This window comes from Amycolatopsis sp. NPDC004368 (genome assembly GCF_053602515.1).
Window position 1 is genome coordinate 166,937 of the sequence record NZ_JBSGDT010000001.1, and the last position, 18,461, is coordinate 185,397.

The 18,461-nt window shown below is 70.3% G+C and carries 16 protein-coding genes and 2 pseudogenes; 7 read left to right on the forward strand and 11 right to left on the reverse strand.

The genetic code is table 11. The features are described from left to right. The first annotated feature begins 22 nt into the window (after window positions 1-22). From ACWEOE_RS00720 to ACWEOE_RS00730, 3 genes are all read left to right on the forward strand, one after another. Window positions 23-1,039, forward strand: coding sequence for a threonine aldolase family protein (locus ACWEOE_RS00720; RefSeq protein ID WP_452001962.1), 1,017 nt, complete (start codon window positions 23-25; stop codon window positions 1,037-1,039). Further along, window positions 1,036-1,617: an HAD family hydrolase gene (locus tag ACWEOE_RS00725; RefSeq protein WP_452001965.1), complete on the forward strand. Its 582-nt coding sequence runs from the start codon at window positions 1,036-1,038 to the stop codon at window positions 1,615-1,617. Before ACWEOE_RS00720 ends, ACWEOE_RS00725 begins: the two co-directional genes overlap by 4 nt. A 92-nt stretch (window positions 1,618-1,709) precedes the next feature. After that, window positions 1,710-2,522: an SAM-dependent methyltransferase gene (locus tag ACWEOE_RS00730; RefSeq protein WP_452001968.1), complete on the forward strand. Its 813-nt coding sequence runs from the start codon at window positions 1,710-1,712 to the stop codon at window positions 2,520-2,522. A gap of 12 nt (window positions 2,523-2,534) precedes the next feature. Here ACWEOE_RS00730 and ACWEOE_RS00735 read toward each other — a convergent pair whose 3' ends face one another. The 11 genes and pseudogenes from ACWEOE_RS00735 to purD form a co-directional block, all read right to left on the reverse strand. Then, entirely contained in the window at window positions 2,535-3,449 is a 915-nt protein-coding gene (locus tag ACWEOE_RS00735) for an alpha/beta hydrolase (protein ID WP_452001971.1), read from the reverse strand. A 144-nt stretch (window positions 3,450-3,593) separates the two neighbouring features. After that, complete coding sequence (locus ACWEOE_RS00740; protein ID WP_452001973.1) at window positions 3,594-3,779, reverse strand: hypothetical protein; 186 nt, start codon at window positions 3,777-3,779, stop codon at window positions 3,594-3,596. A gap of 122 nt (window positions 3,780-3,901) precedes the next feature. After that, entirely contained in the window at window positions 3,902-5,068 is a 1,167-nt protein-coding gene (locus ACWEOE_RS00745; RefSeq protein ID WP_452001975.1) for an aminotransferase class I/II-fold pyridoxal phosphate-dependent enzyme, read from the reverse strand. 31 nt (window positions 5,069-5,099) lie between these two features. Then, window positions 5,100-5,315: pseudogene (locus ACWEOE_RS00750) on the reverse strand (transglycosylase SLT domain-containing protein); the annotation flags it as partial. Between the two features lie 1,704 nt (window positions 5,316-7,019). Beyond that, window positions 7,020-7,328 (reverse strand): annotated as a pseudogene (locus ACWEOE_RS00755) (WXG100 family type VII secretion target); the annotation flags it as partial. Between the two features lie 41 nt (window positions 7,329-7,369). Beyond that, window positions 7,370-7,681, reverse strand: coding sequence for a hypothetical protein (locus ACWEOE_RS00760; protein ID WP_452001978.1), 312 nt, complete (start codon window positions 7,679-7,681; stop codon window positions 7,370-7,372). A 142-nt stretch (window positions 7,682-7,823) separates the two neighbouring features. Further along, complete coding sequence (locus ACWEOE_RS00765; protein ID WP_452001981.1) at window positions 7,824-8,582, reverse strand: ESX secretion-associated protein EspG; 759 nt, start codon at window positions 8,580-8,582, stop codon at window positions 7,824-7,826. Further along, window positions 8,579-10,183, reverse strand: coding sequence for a hypothetical protein (locus ACWEOE_RS00770; RefSeq protein WP_452001984.1), 1,605 nt, complete (start codon window positions 10,181-10,183; stop codon window positions 8,579-8,581). The genes ACWEOE_RS00765 and ACWEOE_RS00770 overlap by 4 nt, the downstream gene beginning before the upstream one ends. Window positions 10,184-10,191: 8 nt before the next feature. Further along, window positions 10,192-10,821 (reverse strand): DUF3558 domain-containing protein, encoded by a 630-nt coding sequence (locus tag ACWEOE_RS00775; protein WP_452001987.1) that lies wholly within the window; start codon window positions 10,819-10,821, stop codon window positions 10,192-10,194. Then, a complete protein-coding gene (locus ACWEOE_RS00780; protein WP_452001990.1) occupies window positions 10,772-11,161 on the reverse strand; it encodes a PE domain-containing protein in 390 nt (129 codons plus the stop codon). Before ACWEOE_RS00780 ends, ACWEOE_RS00775 begins: the two co-directional genes overlap by 50 nt. 100 nt (window positions 11,162-11,261) lie before the next feature. Continuing rightward, complete coding sequence (purD, locus tag ACWEOE_RS00785) at window positions 11,262-12,527, reverse strand: phosphoribosylamine--glycine ligase (RefSeq protein WP_452001993.1); 1,266 nt, start codon at window positions 12,525-12,527, stop codon at window positions 11,262-11,264. 212 nt (window positions 12,528-12,739) lie between these two features. Here purD and ACWEOE_RS00790 point away from each other — a divergent pair, with 212 nt between their 5' ends. The 4 genes from ACWEOE_RS00790 (at window position 12,740) to ACWEOE_RS00805 (ending at window position 18,425) form a co-directional block, all read left to right on the forward strand. Next, on the forward strand, window positions 12,740-13,870 hold the full coding sequence (locus ACWEOE_RS00790) for a glycerophosphodiester phosphodiesterase (protein WP_452001996.1): 1,131 nt from the start codon (window positions 12,740-12,742) through the stop codon (window positions 13,868-13,870). A 95-nt stretch (window positions 13,871-13,965) separates the two neighbouring features. Then, entirely contained in the window at window positions 13,966-14,946 is a 981-nt protein-coding gene (locus ACWEOE_RS00795) for a serine hydrolase domain-containing protein (protein ID WP_452001999.1), read from the forward strand. Between the two features lie 165 nt (window positions 14,947-15,111). After that, entirely contained in the window at window positions 15,112-16,656 is a 1,545-nt protein-coding gene (locus ACWEOE_RS00800; RefSeq protein ID WP_452002001.1) for an amino acid permease, read from the forward strand. A gap of 128 nt (window positions 16,657-16,784) precedes the next feature. Beyond that, window positions 16,785-18,425 carry a Na+/H+ antiporter gene (locus tag ACWEOE_RS00805; RefSeq protein ID WP_452002004.1) on the forward strand — a complete coding sequence of 547 codons (1,641 nt, stop codon included), beginning with the start codon at window positions 16,785-16,787 and terminating at the stop codon, window positions 18,423-18,425. The last annotated feature ends 36 nt before the right edge of the window (window positions 18,426-18,461 follow it).

Consider the following 18,461-nt stretch of genomic DNA (forward strand, 5'->3'; position numbering starts at 1 on the left):
GGCGGTGTGATGTGATCGCGGCGTGACCTCGACTCCGCTCGATTTCCGCTCCGACACCGTCACCCGCCCGAGCAAGCGCATGCGTGCGGCCATGGCCGAGGCCGAGGTCGACGACAACGTGATCGGCACCGACCCCACCATCGCGAAGCTCGAGGAACGCGCGGCCGGGATCCTCGGCAAGCCCGCCGCGCTGTGGACCCCGAGCGGCACCATGGCGAACCTGATCGCCCTGTCCGTGCACCTCGAACGCGGCGACCGGTTCCTCGCCACGCGCGGTGCCCACGTGCTCACCAACGAGCTCGGCTCCGCCGCCTGGCTCGCCGGCGGCATGCCCGACATCCTGGAGCACGACGCCGGCCCGGGCCGCCCGTCACCCGAGCGGCTGCGCGCCGCCATCGGCGGCCCCGGCCCGTACTTCACGCTGCGCACCACTCTGCTGTGCCTGGAGAACACGCACAACGCCGCCGGTGGCGCCGTCACCCCGCCCGCGGAGCACGAGCAGCTCGTGGCCGTCGCGAAGGAAGCCGGCCTCAAGGTCCACCTCGACGGCGCCCGCATCTGGCACGCGGCCGTCGCGCTGGGTGTGGCGCCCTCGGAGCTGACGGGTGGCGTCGACAGCGTGTCCGCCTGCTTCAGCAAGGGGCTCGGCGCGCCGGTCGGCTCGGTCGTCGCGGGCAGCGCCGAGTTCGTCGAGCGGGCGCGCCGGATGCGCCAGATGCTCGGCGGCGGTGTGCGCCAGGGCGGTGTGCTCGCCGCGGCGTGCCTGGTCGCGCTGGACAACATCGACGACCTGGCCGAGACCCACGAGCACGCCCGCCGCCTGGCCGCGGGCCTGGCCGAGCACGGCTGGGGCGTCGAGACGCCGGACACCAACATCGTGCTCGCCGCGGTCCCCGACCTGGCCGCCGCGCTCGAGTGGCTCGGTTCCCTGGGCATCCAGGCGCTGCCGATGGCCGGCAAGGTGCGCTTCGTGCTGCACCGCGACCTCGAACCCACCGCCGTCGACGAAGCGCTGCAGCGCATCAAGGCGGCCGCGTGACGAACTGGCTCGTCTTCGACTACGGCGAGGTGCTCTGCACGCGCACCACCGCGCTGCCCAAGCTCGCCGCGACGATGGGCGTGGCCCCCGAGGAGTTCGAGCCCGCGTACTGGGCGGTGCGCGAGCCGTACGACCGCGGCTCGAGCGACCTCGAGTACTGGACGTCGATCGGCGACCGCGTTGGCGCGCGGGTGTCCGACGCGATGGCCGACGAGCTCACGGCCATCGACATCGCGGGCTGGTCGAACCTGGCGCCTTCGTCGCTCGAACTGCTCGAAGCGCTGTCGGAGGCGGGGGCCGCGCTCGCGCTGCTGTCCAACGCGCCTTCGTCGTTCGGGCAGTGGGTGCGCGAGCAGGAGTGGGCGAAGCTGTTCCGCGTCACGCTGTTCTCGGGAGACGTCAAATTCGCCAAGCCCGACGCCGAGATCTTCCGGCTGTTACTGGAAAAGCTCGGCGCGAAGCCGGAGGACTGCCTGTTCTTCGACGACCGTGAGTCCAATGTGGAGGGTGCGCGGGCCGTCGGCATCCGGGCACACCTGTGGGACGGCGTGGAAGCCGCCCGCGCGGCCCTGGACTGACCACTCACCAGTACGACGTGGCCGCCTGCCGGGCGGGAAGTCGATCACCTAAGCTGTGCGCGTCCCGATCGATCCTCCCCGGTAGGTGCGCTGTGGCCGATCACCTCGCGCCGGTCGACTTCGACCGGCCGAGCAACGCACGGGTGTACGACGCCTTGATGGGCGGGCGCGACCACTACGCCGCCGACCGCGCCGTGCTGGACCAGATCCTCGAGCTCGCACCGGCCGCGCAGACGATGACGCGGGAAGTGCGCGCCTGGCTGGTGCGCGCGGTGCGATTGCTGGCCGGCCGGCTGGGCGTCGACCAGTTCCTCGACCTCGGTTCGGGCTTCCCCACGGTGGAGAACACGCACCAGGTCGCCCAGCACGTGAATCCCGCTGCCCACGTGGTGTACGTCGACCACGACCCGGTGGTGCAGGCCCACGGCCGCGCGCTGCTGGCCGAAAACGACCGCACGCACATGGCGGGCGCCGACCTGCTCGACCACGAGCGCACGCTGGCGCACCCGGAAGTGACGGCCCACCTCGACTTCACGCGACCGGTGGGCCTCATCCTGTGCGCGGTGGTGCACCACATCCCCGACTTCGCCGTGGCGCAGGCGGTGGTGAAGGCCTACGTCGACGCGCTGGCGCCCGGCTCGTACCTCGTGCTGCTGCACCAGTACAACCCTGCGGACGGCAGCGAGGCGGCCGAGGTGGCGACGGCGTTGGAAGCTCGGTTCAAGGGCGTCGGCCTCGACACGCTGTACCGCTCGCGTGACGAGATCGCGTCACTGTTCGACGGGCTGGAGGTGCTGCCGCCCGGGCTGACGCATCCCCACCTGTGGTGGCCGGACGGCCCGCGCCTGGCTCCGCTCGCGGCCGTGAACTTCACGACGCTGGCCGGGGTGGCGCGGGTACCGTAGCGTCCACTGTGGTCAGTGCGCGGCGTGCCGGAAGCTCGAGTCGATGAAGTCGAAGATGAGCTTTTCCAAGTGCGCCTGCGTTTTCGGGTCCCGCAGCATGTCGGTGCCGTGGGTTTCGCCGGGCATCACTTCGAGGTGCTTGTCGGTCGGCGGTGCCCCGCAAGCCTCGTACAGCTTCTTCACCTCACCGATCATGTTGCCGCTGTAGTCGCCGGTCTCGACGGCGAAGAACGCCGGCTTCGTGACCTTGCGGATGGCCGCGGCCGAGTCGCCGCCACAGTTGCTGGGCGAGGACAGGATCAGCAGGCCCACCAGCCGCGGTTCCTGCGCCGCGAGCCGGGCCGCCGAGCTGCCACCGCAGGACGCGCCCCCGAGCAGCACCGACTTCGCGCCGCGGCGGTGCAGTTCGGCGAGCGCGGCGCTCGTGTCGCGGTCGAAGTTGTCGGTCACCGGCCCGTCGTTCTTCTGCGCGGCGCCGTGACCGCGGTACTCGAACACCAGCACGTGGTAACCCTTGGCGGCGAGCTTCTCCGCGGTGTCGAGCCAGGAGCAGATGTAGTAGCCCGACTCGTGGTCGAGCAGGATCCCGCGGTCGCCGGAGCCCAGCTCGATCGCGGGCAGGTGGAAGCCGTCCGACGTGGTGAGGCTGAGCACCTGCTGGTCGAGGCGGTCGGGCACGCAGACGTTGACCGGGAAGCCCTGCGCGGTCTTGCGCGTGCGCTCGTGCACCGTGACGTCATACGGCGGTGGCGGGGTGGCCGGCAACCGTGTCGCCGAGGTCGGTGGCGGTGTGGTGTCGGTCTGGGCTTGGGCTGTGCCGGGAGCCGTGCTTGTGTCGGGTGCCGGGGTGGCGGTTGCCGAGCAGGCCGTGACGGCGAAGGCACGCAGCAGGGCCGGCAGCGCGCCGGCGGTTCGAGTGGTGATCATCGGTCCTTCCTCGGCAGAGCGGTGTTCACACTCCACGGTGACGGACCGTTGTGAGGAAGCGATGAGGATCAGGTCAGGGTGCGAACACGCCGATGCGGCGCCCAGCCGTGGTGGTCGGTCGCCGCATCGAAGCCCCCAGACGCGTCAGCGCCCGATGCGCTTGGCGTCCTTCTTGCCGGTGATCGCGCCGTAGGCCGCGGTACCCAGGAACACCACGCCGCCGATGATCGCGATCCACAGCACGGCCTTGAACACGAAGCCGATCACGGCGCCGAGGACCATGAACGCGATCCAGGCCACGATGAGCGCTCCGACGATCTTCCAGAACATGGCTCCTCCATGACGTTTCCGCGCCACGCCGGCCCGGTGCTGTCCAGCGTGCCACCCGCGGCTCGAAAACTCTCTTCGTGAAGCCAACGTTCAGGGGGATATCGGGGTTCCCCCTGACCGGATCACCTGAGCCATTCCCCCAGCCTGCGGACCCCTTCGTCGACGTCCTCGGTGGCCCCCGCGAACGAGAACCGCACGAACTTGCCGCCGTCGACCGGGTCGAAGTCCACGCCCGGCGCGATGGCGACGCCGGTGTCGGCGAGCAGGCGCTGGCACCAGCTGAGGCTGTCGGTGGTGTAGGCGGAGACGTCGGCGTACGCGTAGAAGGCGCCTTCGGCGGGCGCAAGTTTGTCGAGACCGATTTTGGTGAGGCCGGCGAACAGCCGGTCCCGGTTCTTGCGGTAGTGCTCCACGTGCGCGTCGGCCTCCGCGTACGACTCCGGCGTGAACGCCGCGACGGCCGCGTGCTGCGCGATGGCGGGCGGGCAGATCGTGAAGTTGCCCGTGAGCACGTCCACGGCCCGGTGCAACCGCTGCGGCACGAGCATCCAGCCCAGCCGCCAGCCGGTCATGGCGAAGTACTTCGAGAACGACCCGAGCACCAGCGCTTCGCGACCGTATTGCCACGCACAGTCGAGCTGCTTCTCGTAGGAGATGCCGTGGTAGATCTCGTCGCTGATCAGCTGCACCCCGTGGCTCGCGCACCAGCCCGAGATCGCCGCCAGCTCACCCGGGGGAAGAACGGTGCCCGTGGGGTTGCTGGGGCTCGCCACGATCAGCCCGTCCAGCGGACCCAGCTCGTCGAGCAGGGTCACCGTGGGCTGGAAGTTGGTCTCCGCGGTGGTCGCGAACTCCACTACCTCGCAGCCGAGCACCTTCAGCAGGTTGCGGTAGGCCGGGTAGCCGGGCCGCGCCATCGCCACGCGCGCCCCGGGGTCGAACGCGCTGAGGAAGCTGAGCAGGAAGCCGCCCGAGGAGCCCGTGGTCATCACCACGTCCTGCGCGGTGACGTCGACGTCGTACGTCCGCCGGTAGTGCCCCGCGACGGCCTCCCGCAGCTGCGGGATGCCGAGCTGCTCGGTGTACCCGAGCGTGTGTTCGTCGAGCGCTTGCTTGGCCGCTCGCCGCACCGCCTCCGGCGCCGCCGCCGACGGCTGCCCCGCCGCCAGCGACACCAGGTCGCCGTGGCTGCGCTGCCTCGCCTGCGCGGCGGACAGCACGTCCATCACGTGGAACGGGGGCACACCGGCCCGCAGCGCGGGCCCGCCGAAAGCACCGATGTCGACCATGCGGCCAGGCTAGCCTTGGGCCGGCCGCTGCTCAGTAACCGCGGTAGGCACCACCGTGCGCCATCGCCGCGATGCCCGGCACGTTGCTCATCGAGCCGTAGCGGTCGAGCGAATAACGCACCCCGGCGATGATGTTGTCGACGGGGTTGTAGATGTTGTCGTGGCCGGGGAGCTTGTGCGCCTGGAACGTCGAGTCGATGCACTGCATGAGGCCCTTGGACGGGTGCCCGGCCGCAGCATTCGAGTTCCCGGTGAGGAACACGTGGTCGCCTTCGCGGGCGGTCCAGGTGCCCAGCTCGGTGGTGACGCACCAGACGTCAGCGCGACCTGCGGGTTCGCGCCGCAGGAACGCGCCGGTGACAACCGGGTTGTTCGCGCGCACGGCGGCCTCGCGGTGCCACGTCTCGTGCTCGCCCGTGCGGTCGGTGATCGACACGCGCGGCCGCGCCCCGGAGAGGTAGACCGCGAGCGTGATCGCCTCGAGCACCTCGCCCGGCGCCTGGTAGATCGTGACCTTCGGCTTCGTGTACCCGGGCCGCAGGTGCCGCGTGCCCTCGGCGTCGGTCACGGCCTCGAGCCACGCTTCGCGCTGCGCGGCCGACATCGCCAGGACCTGGCGCACGGCGTCCGACTTCGGGTTCCCCGCGCGGCGCAGCAGATCTTGCGCGTAGTCGTGGTCGAGCCGGAACTGGTGCCGGGGCCCGCAACCCCCGCGGTCGTCGACGTACACCGCGTGCGGCACGTCGTCGAGCAGCTCACGCAGCTTCAGCACCATGTCCTTTTTGGACTGCGCGACCGACACGGTCGGCCGGTGCCGGCGCGGCTCGACGTGGCCGTCGCCCGCGATCCAGCCGAGCAGAGCCGCCTCGCGCACGGTCACGTCGAGCGTCGAGTCGGTGTCGGCGGGAGCGGCGAGCAGAATCCGATCGCCGCTGCCGACCTCGTCGGTCGTCACGAAGCGAGCTTGGTCGGCGTACTCGTTGCGCTGAGCCTCCGGAACAACACCGTGCACCTTTCGCCGGTGCACGGCAACACCGTTGCGGGGCGCGCCGCTCGTGCGCGGTTCCCAACCGCACTCGGGGCAGACCATCGGCCCATCCTTCGCGACCGTGAGCCGAGGCAGGTTCAGCCACCGGTGGTTCGGTGTGGTCGTCGCCGTCCAACGGGAATTGGACAGGGTCGTCAGCGTGGCGTTCTCGTGGTGGACCACCCGCGTGACGCGGGTCCACTCACTACGCCGGGTGCGCGGGTTGTAGCCGATGGTCTCATCGCCGACCTCGACATCGTGGTGCTTCAGCAGCCCACGGCGCGTGAGGATCGCCGTGTCGAGCGGCACGCAGTCCCAGTTGTTGATCGCATTGGGATTACCACCCGATTCGTGCTGGATGATCGCCCAGATGTTCTTCACGTCGGCCTCGGTGACGTTCACGCCGTTGGCCTGCAGGATCTTGATGGCCTCGTCGATCCACTCCTGCACATTCCCCGGCGGCGGAGATCCGGGCGGGCCGCCGCTGGGGCCGAGGCCGCCGCCGCCACCGCCACCACCCCCGCCGCCTCCGCCGCCGCCGCCGTGGTGGGAGGAGGTGTGGAGCCCGCCGGTGCTCTGGGGGACGGTGCCGTCCTTGCCGGGCAGGGGGACCTTGTCGTAGCCGCCCTCGATCTGGGTTTTCATGAGGGTCTGCGACTGGCCGATCATGGTGTTGGCCTGGGTGAGCAGGCCCTGCACTTCGCCGTCGTACTGGGTGGTCAGGTTGTTGATGTCGGTCCTCGCCGTGGCCTTGATCTGCTCGACGGTGGGACTCGGTGCGGGCTTCTTCTCGTCGGCGGCGGTTTTGGCCGCGGCGGCAGCCGCGTTCATGTCCGTCTGGGCCCGCTGGTTGCGAGCGTTGACCGCCTTTTCCGCGTCTGCGAGTTTGCCTTGCGTGACCTTCGTCTTGATGTCCGCGAGGTTCTTGGCCAGCGTCGTCAGGTCGTTCGCCACGTCTCCCAGGTGCGCCTCGACCTTGGCGCCCGCGCTGCGGACAGTGCGGACGTAGTCGAAGAAACTGTCTGCCGCGCCACCGGACCAGACGCTGCTGTCGAGCGCCTTCGTGGTGTTGTCCAGGGCCTGCGAATGGTCGGCGGCATCGGTAGCGGCCCCGCGGAACTGGTCTGCCGCCTTGTTGATCGCGTCCACGTTGAGCTTGGCGACCTGGTCGACCTTGTCAGTGAACGCCTTCCAGTTGTCCGGAGTCCCGGCGCCGACCCCATCCAAAGCCACGTTCCGTCCCCCTGCTTTTCGTTCCTCGAGCCCGATTTGTTCTATTTGTCGACGTGGACGGTGAGGTCGCTCTTGCCGACCTCGTCCATTTCGGTCATCAGTCCGGCGGCCTTGCGCATGGCGAACGCGAGCGCGTCCATGTGCTGGCCCGCGGCGTCGAACTGGCTGTGCACACCGTTCTTGAACTCACCGACGGCGCTGTGCGCGTCCTGCGAACCGGGCATCCCGCCGAAGGGGCTTTCCTTTTCATGGTCCATGCCGGTGAGCTTGTCCTTGGATTTCTGGTATTCGTCTTTCAGCTTCTCGACCTGACGCGCCGCGATAGCCATCGAATCGACGTCGTACACAGCCACGGTCCGCTCTCCCCTTCACGAAAACCAACACCCGATTGATCAGACGCACCCATGACCAAGTCGGTTCCCGGCCTACTGTAAGACCTCGGCCACGCTCCGGGTACGGATCCTCGCCGAATCCACCCCAGCGTGCCAGAAGGCGTCATAACCCCGCTTGCAGCTCCCGAACCCGCTCCACCAACACCGCGTTGTCCGCCGGTGTCACCGTCGCCCAGGTGTGGCCGCGGGTGTCGTCCGTGAGCTGGAAGAGGTAGCGGCCCGCGTCGGTGTCGAAGAAGGCCGTGGGGTGGGTCGAGCGGCGGACCGTGCCGTCGCGGAGGGTGCGTTCGGCGGTGAACTGGCCGCGGGCTTCCTGGCCCAGCAACATGCCGGCGAGTTCCTGGGCCTCCCACAGGGCCAGCCCGTGGTCTTCCAGCACCGTGACCAGGGCTTTCGGGTCGCCGCCGGCCTTGGCGTCGGCGGCAACGAGGGTGGCGTGGGGGACGGAGACGCTTTGGCCGATGCCCGCGGACAGCTCCCCGGCAACGGGCACGGCGGCTTCGGCCAGTGAGCCCTCGTCGGCGGGGATGAGCCAGACCTCGTCGCGGTCGACGACGGCGAGCACGGCCTGGCTGCCGCGGCTGACGGCGCGGCCGTGGATCTCGCGGTCGGCCCAGACCCACACGTCGAGGGCGTTCTGCGGGTGCGACAGCAGGTGCAGTTGGTCGAACAGCTCACCCGACGCGCGCCGCCCGCGGGCGAGCCGGCGGCGGGCGAGGGCGGCCCACGCTTCGCCGACCAAGGCGGCCCGCTCGGTGTGCGTGCGGCCCGGCGAGGGCACGCCGAGCGCGGCCGGGCGCCGGCCCAGCTCGAGCGACTCCCACAGCACGTCGAACTCGAGCGCCGAGAGCACGAGGTTCACGCGTCGTCGCCGATCACGTCGTCGGAGACCAGGCGCGGGTCGGTGAAGAGGTCCTTGTCGTCGACGCCGAAGCGGCGCACGTGCTCGGCGTTCTCCTCGTCCTGCGTGGCCGCGGGCGCGAGGAACTTCGCGTCGCCGGAAGGTTGCTTGGGCTCGATTTGCTCGGTCTTGCGCAGCGCGATCGCCTCTTCCTCCGGCAGCTCACCCACCGGCAGCGGACGCACGGGTCCCTTCGACGGCGGCCCCCCGAACCCCCGGGGCCGCTCACGGTCGCCGGCCAGCGCACTACCCGCCGCGCCGGCGCCGAGTGCCGTGACGCCCGCCCCGATCTCCCCGGCCGACACACCCGGCCGCGGCGCCGGGGCCGGACCACCCACGCTCTCCTCCGGAACGACCGGCGCTTGCGGGCCACTGCCGACCAACCGGCCGCGGGTCAACGCCGGATCACCACCACCGGTCCCACCGGCCGGACCACGGCCGAGCACCGCGTCGGCGCCCGTCGACGCCCCGCCCGCAGCAGCACCACCACGGCCGCCCGGACCACCGGAAACCCCTGAGCCGGGGCCGCCGGCAAGACCGCGCTGTCCGTCGAACCCGGGACCCGCGAACCCAGGACCACCACCGGCGCCACCCCGGATCGGGCCACCGGCACCGGACCGCCCAGGTCCACCGCCGGCCGGCGGCACCTCCCACCCCGGCGGCACCGAAGCACCCGGGGGCACCTGGCCACGTGGCGGCACCGAACCGCGAGGAGGCACCGGACCACCAGCCGGCGGCGCGACGGACCGACCCGGCGTCGAAGCCGGCGCCGTGTACCCACCACCAGATGCCCCACCCGCGGGCGGCACGGCGATCCCGAACGTCGGCGTCGGCGGATCCACGACAACGCGGTTCGCCACGGGCTGCAGCACCGGCGGCTCCACGCGCCGCGACTGCACCGACGCCGAGGCCGGCCGCACGCCGCCGTCCGGCGTCACGTCGACCGCCGATCCCGCCAGGTCCAGCACGCTCTTGCGCCCGTCCGGCTGCGTCATCGACAGCGACTCCGGCCGGTTCAGCGGCTCCGACGACAGCAGGTTCTCGCCGCTCTGCTGCGCGTACGCGTTCAACGCCTCCAGCGCCTGGCTGCGCGCGTTCTGGGCCGCATCGACCGCCGTCGCGTGGTCGGTCTCGAAACCGATCAGGCTCAGCACGGAGTCGCCGAGCGTGTAGCCGCCGGCGCCCTTCCGCAGCACGTTCGGATCGGGCAGCTTGAACTTGGTGCGGTTGAAGGCCTCGCCCTGGGTGAACAGCAGCTCGGCGGCGTCCGACACCTTGCGCGTGGCGTCCTGCGAGAACCCGGCCTGCTCGGTGAACACCTGCCCGGCCGCGCCACCGGCCTGGCTCTGCCACTCCACACCGAGCTGCGTCAGCTGCGTGCGCAGGGCCTCGTCGGTCGCGGCGAGTGCCGTCGCGACTGCCTTCAGCGCCTCCACGGCCGTGCCGATGCTGCCGATGCCGTCGCCGTCGGAGAACTTCTGGATCTCGTCGGCCAGCGACGAGTCCGTCCAGCCGTCGAAGCGCTGGTCGCGGATCTTGCCCGCGAGGTCGGAGATCTCCACGCGCCCTCCTAGGTCCGTGTCTTGAGGTACTGCAGCGCCAGGTCCGCCGCCTGCGTCGCCTGATCGCACAGCTGCTGCTGGGTGAACGCGCCGGCCGTGACCGCAAACGCTTGCGCCGCCAGCGTCTGTCCTTTCGCGACGCCGACGAGCGCCTCGCAGTCCGACGGGGTGCCGGCCGCGCGGTAGCTCGTGAGCGCCGGGTAGCCCTCGACCGCGAACGGCACCGTGGTCATGCTGTTCTTCCGCCGCGCACCGGTGAGCCACTCCTGCAGATCGGCGCTGACGGTGCGCAGGTGGTAGGCGTGGAACGGTTCGGCCTTGTCGGCGTCGAACACGCACGTGGGCCCGTCCGGCGCGTCGGCGGCCTTGCGGGGCACGGCGTTGACCTGCAGCTCGTCGAGCTGGGCCTGGCCCAGCAGCTCACACGGGTCGACGCCCGTGAGCGGCAGGTCGGCCGGGCGCTGCGGCAGCTGCGAAGCCTTCGCGGCCTGCGAAGCCGAACTCGCCGCGGGCGCGACCGGCAGCGCCGTGCCCGGGTCGCCGGACGAGCACCCGGCCACGCCGAGCGCGAGCAGGGCAACCAGGGCGCTAGTGGATGCCGTGCGCACCACGGTCCCCGAACGCCGCGGCCTTGTCATCCTCGCTCATCTGGTACGTCTGCGCCGCGCCCCGCAGCTGCTCGCCGAGGCGGCGCAGGTTGGCGACGTACTCGCGCGCTTCGGCGGCGTACGAGTGATCACCTTCCGCGACGATCATGTTCCACGCCGCCACGGAGTTCCGGCTCACCGTGTCGGCCGAGGGTGTGTCGATGCGCAGCTCGCCGAGGCGGGTGAGCAGCTTGTCCTCGAGTGCGTTCGCCTGCTCGTCGACGACTTTCGCCACGTCCAGCAGCTTCTCCGGCGCCACGATGAGGTCCGCGACGCCGGGCGCCGCCGGGACGGACGACGCCAACTCGGACAACGGAGTGCTTCCCGCCATGCGCTCCCCCTCGGTGATGTCTACGGACTGCGATGATACGGACAGTGACCGTTCGGCCCCGCTACGAGGCTACCAACCGCCGGGTGATCGGGAGGGGGAATCAGGCGTTCACCGGCATGGTGATCTCGCCGTTGGCCGCCTTGAGCGCGATGTCGGTGCGGTGGTGCGAGCCCGCGAGGTGCACGCGCTCCACCGTCTCGTACGCGTGTTTGCGCGCCGACTTGAGCGACTTGCCCGTGCCGACCACGGACAACACGCGTCCGCCCGCCGACACGACGGCGCCGTCGTCGCGCCGCCGCGTGCCCGCGTGGAGCACGCCTTCGACCTCGCCGCCGGTGATCACGTCGCCGGTGCGCGGCTTGCCGGGGTAGCCGTCGGCCGCGATCACGACCGTCACGGCCGCGCCGCCCGACCACTCCAGCGGCGGCTGCTCGGCGAGCTTGCCGGTGGCCGTCGCGAGCATCAAGCCCGCCAGCGGCGTGCGCAGCAGGGCGAGCACGACCTGGGTCTCCGGGTCGCCGAAGCGGCAGTTGAACTCGATGACCTGCGGGCCCTCGGACGTGAGCGCGAGGCCCGCGTAGAGCAGGCCGGAGAAGGTGGCGCCGCGGGCGTCGAGCTCGTCGACCACGGGCTGCACGACGCGGGCGACCACGTCGTCGACCAGGTTTTCCGGCGCCCACGGCAGCGGGGCGTACGCGCCCATGCCGCCGGTGTTCGGGCCGGCGTCGTCGTCGCCGACGCGCTTGAAGTCCTGCGCGGGCAGCAGCGGCACCACGGTGCGGCCGTCGACGAAGCAGAACAGCGACGCCTCGGGTCCGTCCAAAAAGGACTCCAGAAGCACCGGGTGACCACCGTCGAGCAGCATCAGGGCGTGCTTGCGGGCGACCTCGACGTCCTGCGTGACGACCACGCCCTTGCCGGCCGCGAGCCCGTCGTCCTTCACGACCCAGGTGGGCCCGAAGCGCTGCAGGGCGGCGTCGAGGCGCGCCGGCGTGTCCACGACCTCACTGCGCGCGGTGGGGACGTTCGCGGCGGCCATCACGTCCTTGGCGAAGGCCTTCGACCCCTCGATCCGCGCCGCGGCGGCCGACGGCCCGAAGCAGGCGATGCCCTGCTTGCGCACCGCGTCGGCGACGCCCGCGACCAGCGGGACCTCGGGACCGACCACCACGAGGTCGGCCTTCCACTCGCTCGCCAGCGCGGCGACCGCGTCGGGGTCGGCCGGTTCGACACCCATCTGCTCGGCGACCGCGGCCGTCCCGGCGTTGCCGGGCGCGCAGGCGAGCGCGGTGACGGCGGGATCGCCGGACACCGCGAGGACGAGTGCATGCTCCCGGGCGCCGGACCCGATTACCAGTACGCGCACGCCGAACAGGGTAACGGGCCCCGCTCGGCGTGGGCATTTCGCCGTCCAAACCGTGTTGTCCGGAAGCGGATTCCATGCACCGTTTACCGGGTTGTCCCCCTTTTGTCCCTCTGATGCCCGCCGTTCGACAGTTGCGGCCGTGAGGGTGGCGGCGGTACTCGTGGCAAACCCGTCAAAGAAGGACGGAGTGCCCGGTAGAGAGAGGTCTTCGCATGAAGCGCAAACGCGTGGGTGTGCTCGCCCTGTCCGGTCTCGCCCTGCTGGGGGTCGCGAGCCTGGCCATCGGTCCGGCCACGGCGGCCCCGCAGCAGGTGGCGGGCGCGGCGGCGCACCGGCACGATGACCCCGTGATCGTCGGCCACCGGGGCGCGCCCGGCTACCGCCCGGAGCACACGCTCGCCTCCTACGAGCTCGCGTTCCGCATGGGCGTGGACTTCGTCGACGTCGACCTCGTGCCGACCAAGGACGGCCGGCTCGTCGCGCGGCACGAGCCCGAGATCGGCGGCACCACGGACGTCGCGGACCACAAGGAGTTCGCCGGCCGCAAAACCACGAAGGTCATCGACGGTGTCTCGATGACCGGCTGGTTCACCGAGGACTTCACGCTCGCTGAGCTCAAGACGCTGCGCGCGAAGGAGCGGATCCCGGAGAACCGCCCCAACAACCAGCTCTACAACGGCCGGTTCCCGATCGCGACGTACCAGGAGGTCATCGACCTCACGCGCCGGCTCGGCAAGGAGCTGCACCGCACGCTCGGCACGTACCCCGAGGTCAAGCACTCCACGTACTTCTCCTCGATCGGCAACCCGACCGAGCCGAAGCTCGTGGCGTTCCTCAACCGCAACGGCCTCAACCGCGCCGACGCGCCGGTGATCATCCAGTCGTTCGAGGTGGCGAACCTCAAGGAGCTGCACAAGCAGGTGCGAGTGCCGCTGCTGCAGCTGACCGAGGCTTCGGGCGCGCCGGCCGACTTCGTGGCCGCGGGTGACAAGCGCACGTACGCCGACCTCGTCACGTCGGCGGGGCTGCGTGAGATCGCGAAGTACGCGGAGTACCTCGGGCCGGACAAGGCGCAGGTCATCCCGCGCGACGCCGCCGACAACCTCGGCAAGCCGACCTCGCTGGTCGCCGACGCCCACCGCGCCGGCCTGAAAGTGCAGCCCTACACCTTCCGCAACGAGAACCCGTTCCTGCCGGCGAACCTGCGCTCGTCGGCCAGCCCGACCGCGTTCGGCAACGTCTTCGCGGAAGAAGCGGCCTTCTTCAAGGCGGGTGTCGACGGCTTCTTCGCCGACCAGGCGGACACGGCTCTGGAGTCGCTGCACGATTTTCTGGGTCGTTGATTTTTATTGCGCAGTAAGGGTTTCAGCGGGCCCGTTCACCCTTTGGTGGACGGGCCCGCTGTTTTTTGTCGGTCCCGGTTCCTACCGTTGTTCCCATGGTTCTCGAGGAGGAGATCGACCGGCTGGCAGGCGAAACCGGGTTTTCCGGTGTCGTGTCCGTCAGCCGAGGTGGGGAAACGGTGCTCGCGCGTGCGTACGGCCTGGCGCACCGCGGGTACGGCGTACCGAACACTGTGGACACGCGGTTCGGAATCGCCAGTGGTACCAAGGGGTTCACCGCGCTGGTCGTGGTGAGCTTGATCGTCGACGGGTTGCTGTCGTTGAGCACGCGGGTGCGGTCATTGCTGGGTGTGGGCCTGCCGTTGATCGACGGCGCGGTGACGGTGGAGCACCTGCTCTCCCACCGCAGCGGCATCGGCGACTACTGCTCCGAAGACGACGAGTCGCCGCCTCCGCATCCGCAGGTCTTGACGTCCGCGGCCGCGTATTTGCCTGTACTGGAAGGGTTTCCGCAACGGTTCGCGCCGGGTTCCGCGTTCGCGTACAACAACGGCGGGTTCGCGGTGCTGGCTCTGGTGGCCGAACGAGCGGCGGGCTTGCCGTTCGCCGACTTGGTGCGCACCCGGGTCACCGATCCGGCGGGCATGGGGTCCGCGTTCCTGCGCTCCGATGCGTTGCCCGGCGATGCGGCCACGGGCTACCTGGAAGACGGCCACACCAACGTTTTCAGCCTCCCCGTGGTCGGCAGCGGCGACGGCGGACTCTACTGCACGGCCGGCGACTTCACGGCCTTCTGGCGCGCTTTCCACGCCGGGCGGCTGGTGCCACCGGAGTGGGTCGCGCGGATGACCGCCGCGGTCAGCGCGGAGACCGACACGCGCGAACGGCACCGCTACGGCCTCGGCTTCTGGCTGCCCGCCCGCGGCGACACCGTGATGCTGGAGGGCTACGACTACGGCGTCTCGTTCCGCAGCGTCTCGCACCCGGCGGACGGACTGGTGTTCACGGTTGCTTCCAACACTTCGGAGGGTGCGTGGCCACTGACCCGCTGGCTGGAAGGGGAACAGATGGCTTGACGGGGTTGGTCGAGACCACGGACCGCCGAGGAATCCGGCGGGCGTGTGAACGTCGGGCGCGCACGGCTGAGGTTCATGACGGAACCTTGACACCCCTCGCGGACCCGGGCTAGCTTCTCCGGAACTTCAAAGGTCTGTACACATACCTTTCAGGTGGGGTGCCCGATGGATGTCTCCGACCAGCAGACCGCCCAGCCCGATCACCACGACGAGGACAGCGCCCGGTTGCACGCGCTGGGGTATGCGCAAGAGCTCAAGCGAACGATGTCGTCGTTCTCGAACTTCGCGGTGTCGTTCACGATCATCTCGATCCTGTCGGGGTGCCTGACGCTGTACGGGTTCGGCATGAAAACCGGTGGACCGGTCGCGATGATCTGGGGGTGGCCGCTCGTCGGGCTGTTCGTGATCCTCGTGGGGCTCGGCATGGCGGAGGTGTGCTCGAGCTACCCCACGGCGGGTGGCCTGTACTACTGGGCCGCGAAGCTGGCGACGCGCAACGGGCCCGCGTGGTCGTGGTTCACGGGGTGGTTCAACCTCATCGGCCAGATCGCGGTCACGGCCGGCATCGACTTCGGGGCGGCGTTGTTCCTGAACGCGTTCCTCGACCTGCAGTGGGGTTACTCGGCGACGCCGGGGCACACGATCCTGCTGCTCGCGATCATCCTGGTGGTGCACGGCGCGCTGAACACGTTCGGCGTGCGCGTGGTGGCGTTGCTCAACAGCGTGAGCGTGTGGTGGCACCTGATCGGGGTGCTGGTGATCGTGGGCGTGCTCGTGTTCGTGCCGGCGAAGCACCAGGAAGCGTCGTTCGTGTTCGGCCACTTCGCCAACGAGACCGGCTGGGGCTCGTCGGTGTACGTGTTCGCGCTGGGGCTGTTGCTGGCGCAGTACACGCTGACCGGGTACGACGCGTCGGCGCACATGACCGAGGAGACGAAAAACGCGGCGAAGGCCGGGCCGCGCGGGATCATCAACTCGATCCTGGTGTCGCTCGTCGCGGGGTGGGTGCTGTTGATCGGCCTCACGTTCGCGATTCAGGACTACGACGGTGCCGTCGGATCGGCCACGGGCGTGCCGCCGGCGCAGATCTTCATCGACGCCACCGGCGCGGTCACGGGCAAGTTCCTGCTGCTGATCTGCATCGGCGCGCAGCTGTTCTGCGGCATGGCCTCCGTCACGGCCAACTCGCGCATGATCTACGCCTTCGCCCGCGACGGCGCCATCCCCGGCTCGAAGATCTGGCACCGCATCAACAAGCGCACGCAAACCCCGACCAACGCCGTGTGGCTCGCCGCGGGCGGCGCGCTGATCCTGGCGCTGCCGTACCTGTGGAGCGCCACGGCGTACGCGGCGGTCACGTCGATCGCGACCGTCGGGCTGTACGTCGCGTACGTGATCCCCGTGTTCCTTCGCGTGCGCCGCGGCGACAGCTTCGAAAAAGGCCCGTGGCACCTCGGCCGCTGGGGCAAGCCGATCGGCATCATCGCCACGGCGTGGGTCGTGGTGATCTTCGTGCTCTTCATGCTGCCCCAGGCCTTCCCGATCACCGGCGACTCGTTCAACTACACGCCCGTCGCCTTCCTGATCGTCCTCGGCGGCGCCGCGCTGTGGTGGGTGGTCTCGGCGCGCAAGTGGTTCACCGGCCCGAAGGTGCAGGGCTCGGCGGCGGAACTGGAAGCGGTGGAACGGGAGCTCAAGGAACTGGGATAACCCCGGGCTCACCCGCAGGCGGTACCAACCCGTGCACCGTGGGCCGCGTAGCGGATTTGCGCTCGAAGGTCACCTGCCAGAGCGAGACACGAGCTGCCCCTGATCACGGGGTGGGTCAAGATGCGGACATGGAGACCCTCACGCTGGTCGGCGTGCTCACCGGCTCGCTCGGCCTGACCGCGCTCGCCCGGCGCTACAATTTCTCTGCGCCGCTGCTGATCGTCGTGGTCGCGCTGGGGGTCGCGCTGATCCCCGGGGTGCCGCGCATCGAGCTGGAACCCGAGCTGATCCTCACGGTGGTGCTGCCGCCGTTGCTCTACTCGACGTCGCTCGACAGCTCGCTCACGCACTTCCGCGCGAACCTGCGCCCGATCATCGCGCTGGGTGTGGTGCTGGTCGTGGTCACTGCGGTGGTCGTCGCGTTCGTGGTGCACCTGCTGCTGCCCGACCTGCCGCTCGCGTCGGCGCTGGTGCTCGGGGCCGTGGTGGCGCCGCCGGACGCGGTCACCGCCGTGGCGATCGCACGCAAGCTCGGCCTGCCGCGCGGGATCATGACCGTGTTGACCGGAGAGAGCCTGGTCAACGACGCCGCCGCGCTCACGCTGTACAAGGTCGCGCTCGCCGCTGTCGCGGGCACGGCCGGGTCGATCGGCCACGGCGTGGGCGTGTTCGCGGTGGCGACGGTGCTCGGCATCGCCGTGGGTCTCGTCGCCGGGTTCGTGGTGGTGTTCATCCGCTCGCGGCTCGACGATCCGCTGCTGGAGTCGGCGTTCGGGATCATCGTGCCGTTCGCGGCCTACGTGACGGCAGAGCATCTGCACCCCTTCGGCGCCGAGTTCAGCGGCTCCGGCGTGCTCGCCGTGGTCACGGCCGGCCTCTACCTCGGGCAACGCTCGCTGCGCGCCTCCCCGGCGACGCGGATGCAGGACCGGTCCGTGTGGACGTCGATCGACGTGCTGCTCGAAGCGCTGGTGTTCGCGTTGATGGGCCTGCAGCTGCCGTTCGTGCTCGACGGCGCCGATCGCGCGGCCCGCGACAACGGCACGCTCGCCGTCGTCGCCATCGTGGTGTTGCTCGTGACGATGGCCGTGCGGATTCCCGCGGTGTTCCTGTCGAGTTACCTGCCGAGAACGCTGCGGCTGTTCGGCCGGACGACGAACAAGACGTCGTGGCAGGCGCTGGCCGTGGTGTCGTGGACGGGCATGCGCGGCGTCGTCACGCTCGCCGCCGCTTCGGCCGTGCCGCTCGGCACGCCGGGGCGTCCGGAGATCCAGCTGTTCGCCTTCACGGTCGCCGTCGGCACAGTGCTCGTCCAGGGCCTCACGCTGCCGCCGCTGATCCGGCTGCTCAAGGTGCAGAACCCGGACGAAGCCGCACGCGACCAAGCCGAGGAACTCGCCGCCCGGGAAGTCGCGCGGAAGGCGGCGCACGCGCGGCTGCAGGAGATCACCCAGGCCGCGATGTCCTCAGTGGACCTGCCACCCGAACGCCTGGCGCGGCTGCAGGAACGCCTGGAACGCCTCGTCGACACCCGCTACCGCTTCGCGCGAGCCGCGATCACACTCTCCGGCGAGGAACGCAGCGCCAGCCCGCAAGCGAAGTTCGCGAAAGCCCGCCGCGAGCTGCTGATCACTCAGCGCGCGGCCATGATCGCCGAGAACCGCGCCGGGCGCCTCGACGACGAGGTGCTGCGCAAGGTCCTCGTGGAGCTGGACCTCGAAGAGCTCTCCGCCACCAACACGCTCACGAACCGCGTCGGTATGAGTTGACACGGTGTGAGGGCCTCCCACGAGAGGCCCTCACAC

Excerpts from the sequence above, each read along its gene's own strand:
- ACWEOE_RS00745 (WP_452001975.1), bottom strand. The coding sequence starts at position 5,068 with ATGGTCGACATCGGTGCTTTCGGCGGGCCCGCGCTGCGGGCCGGTGTG.
- ACWEOE_RS00740 (WP_452001973.1), bottom strand. The coding sequence starts at position 3,779 with ATGTTCTGGAAGATCGTCGGAGCGCTCATCGTGGCCTGGATCGCGTTC.
- ACWEOE_RS00800 (WP_452002001.1), top strand. The coding sequence starts at position 15,112 with ATGGATGTCTCCGACCAGCAGACCGCCCAGCCCGATCACCACGACGAG.
- ACWEOE_RS00805 (WP_452002004.1), top strand. The coding sequence starts at position 16,785 with ATGGAGACCCTCACGCTGGTCGGCGTGCTCACCGGCTCGCTCGGCCTG.
- ACWEOE_RS00735 (WP_452001971.1), bottom strand. The coding sequence starts at position 3,449 with ATGATCACCACTCGAACCGCCGGCGCGCTGCCGGCCCTGCTGCGTGCC.
- ACWEOE_RS00775 (WP_452001987.1), bottom strand. The coding sequence starts at position 10,821 with ATGACAAGGCCGCGGCGTTCGGGGACCGTGGTGCGCACGGCATCCACT.
- ACWEOE_RS00795 (WP_452001999.1), top strand. The coding sequence starts at position 13,966 with ATGGTTCTCGAGGAGGAGATCGACCGGCTGGCAGGCGAAACCGGGTTT.
- ACWEOE_RS00790 (WP_452001996.1), top strand. The coding sequence starts at position 12,740 with ATGAAGCGCAAACGCGTGGGTGTGCTCGCCCTGTCCGGTCTCGCCCTG.
- ACWEOE_RS00780 (WP_452001990.1), bottom strand. The coding sequence starts at position 11,161 with ATGGCGGGAAGCACTCCGTTGTCCGAGTTGGCGTCGTCCGTCCCGGCG.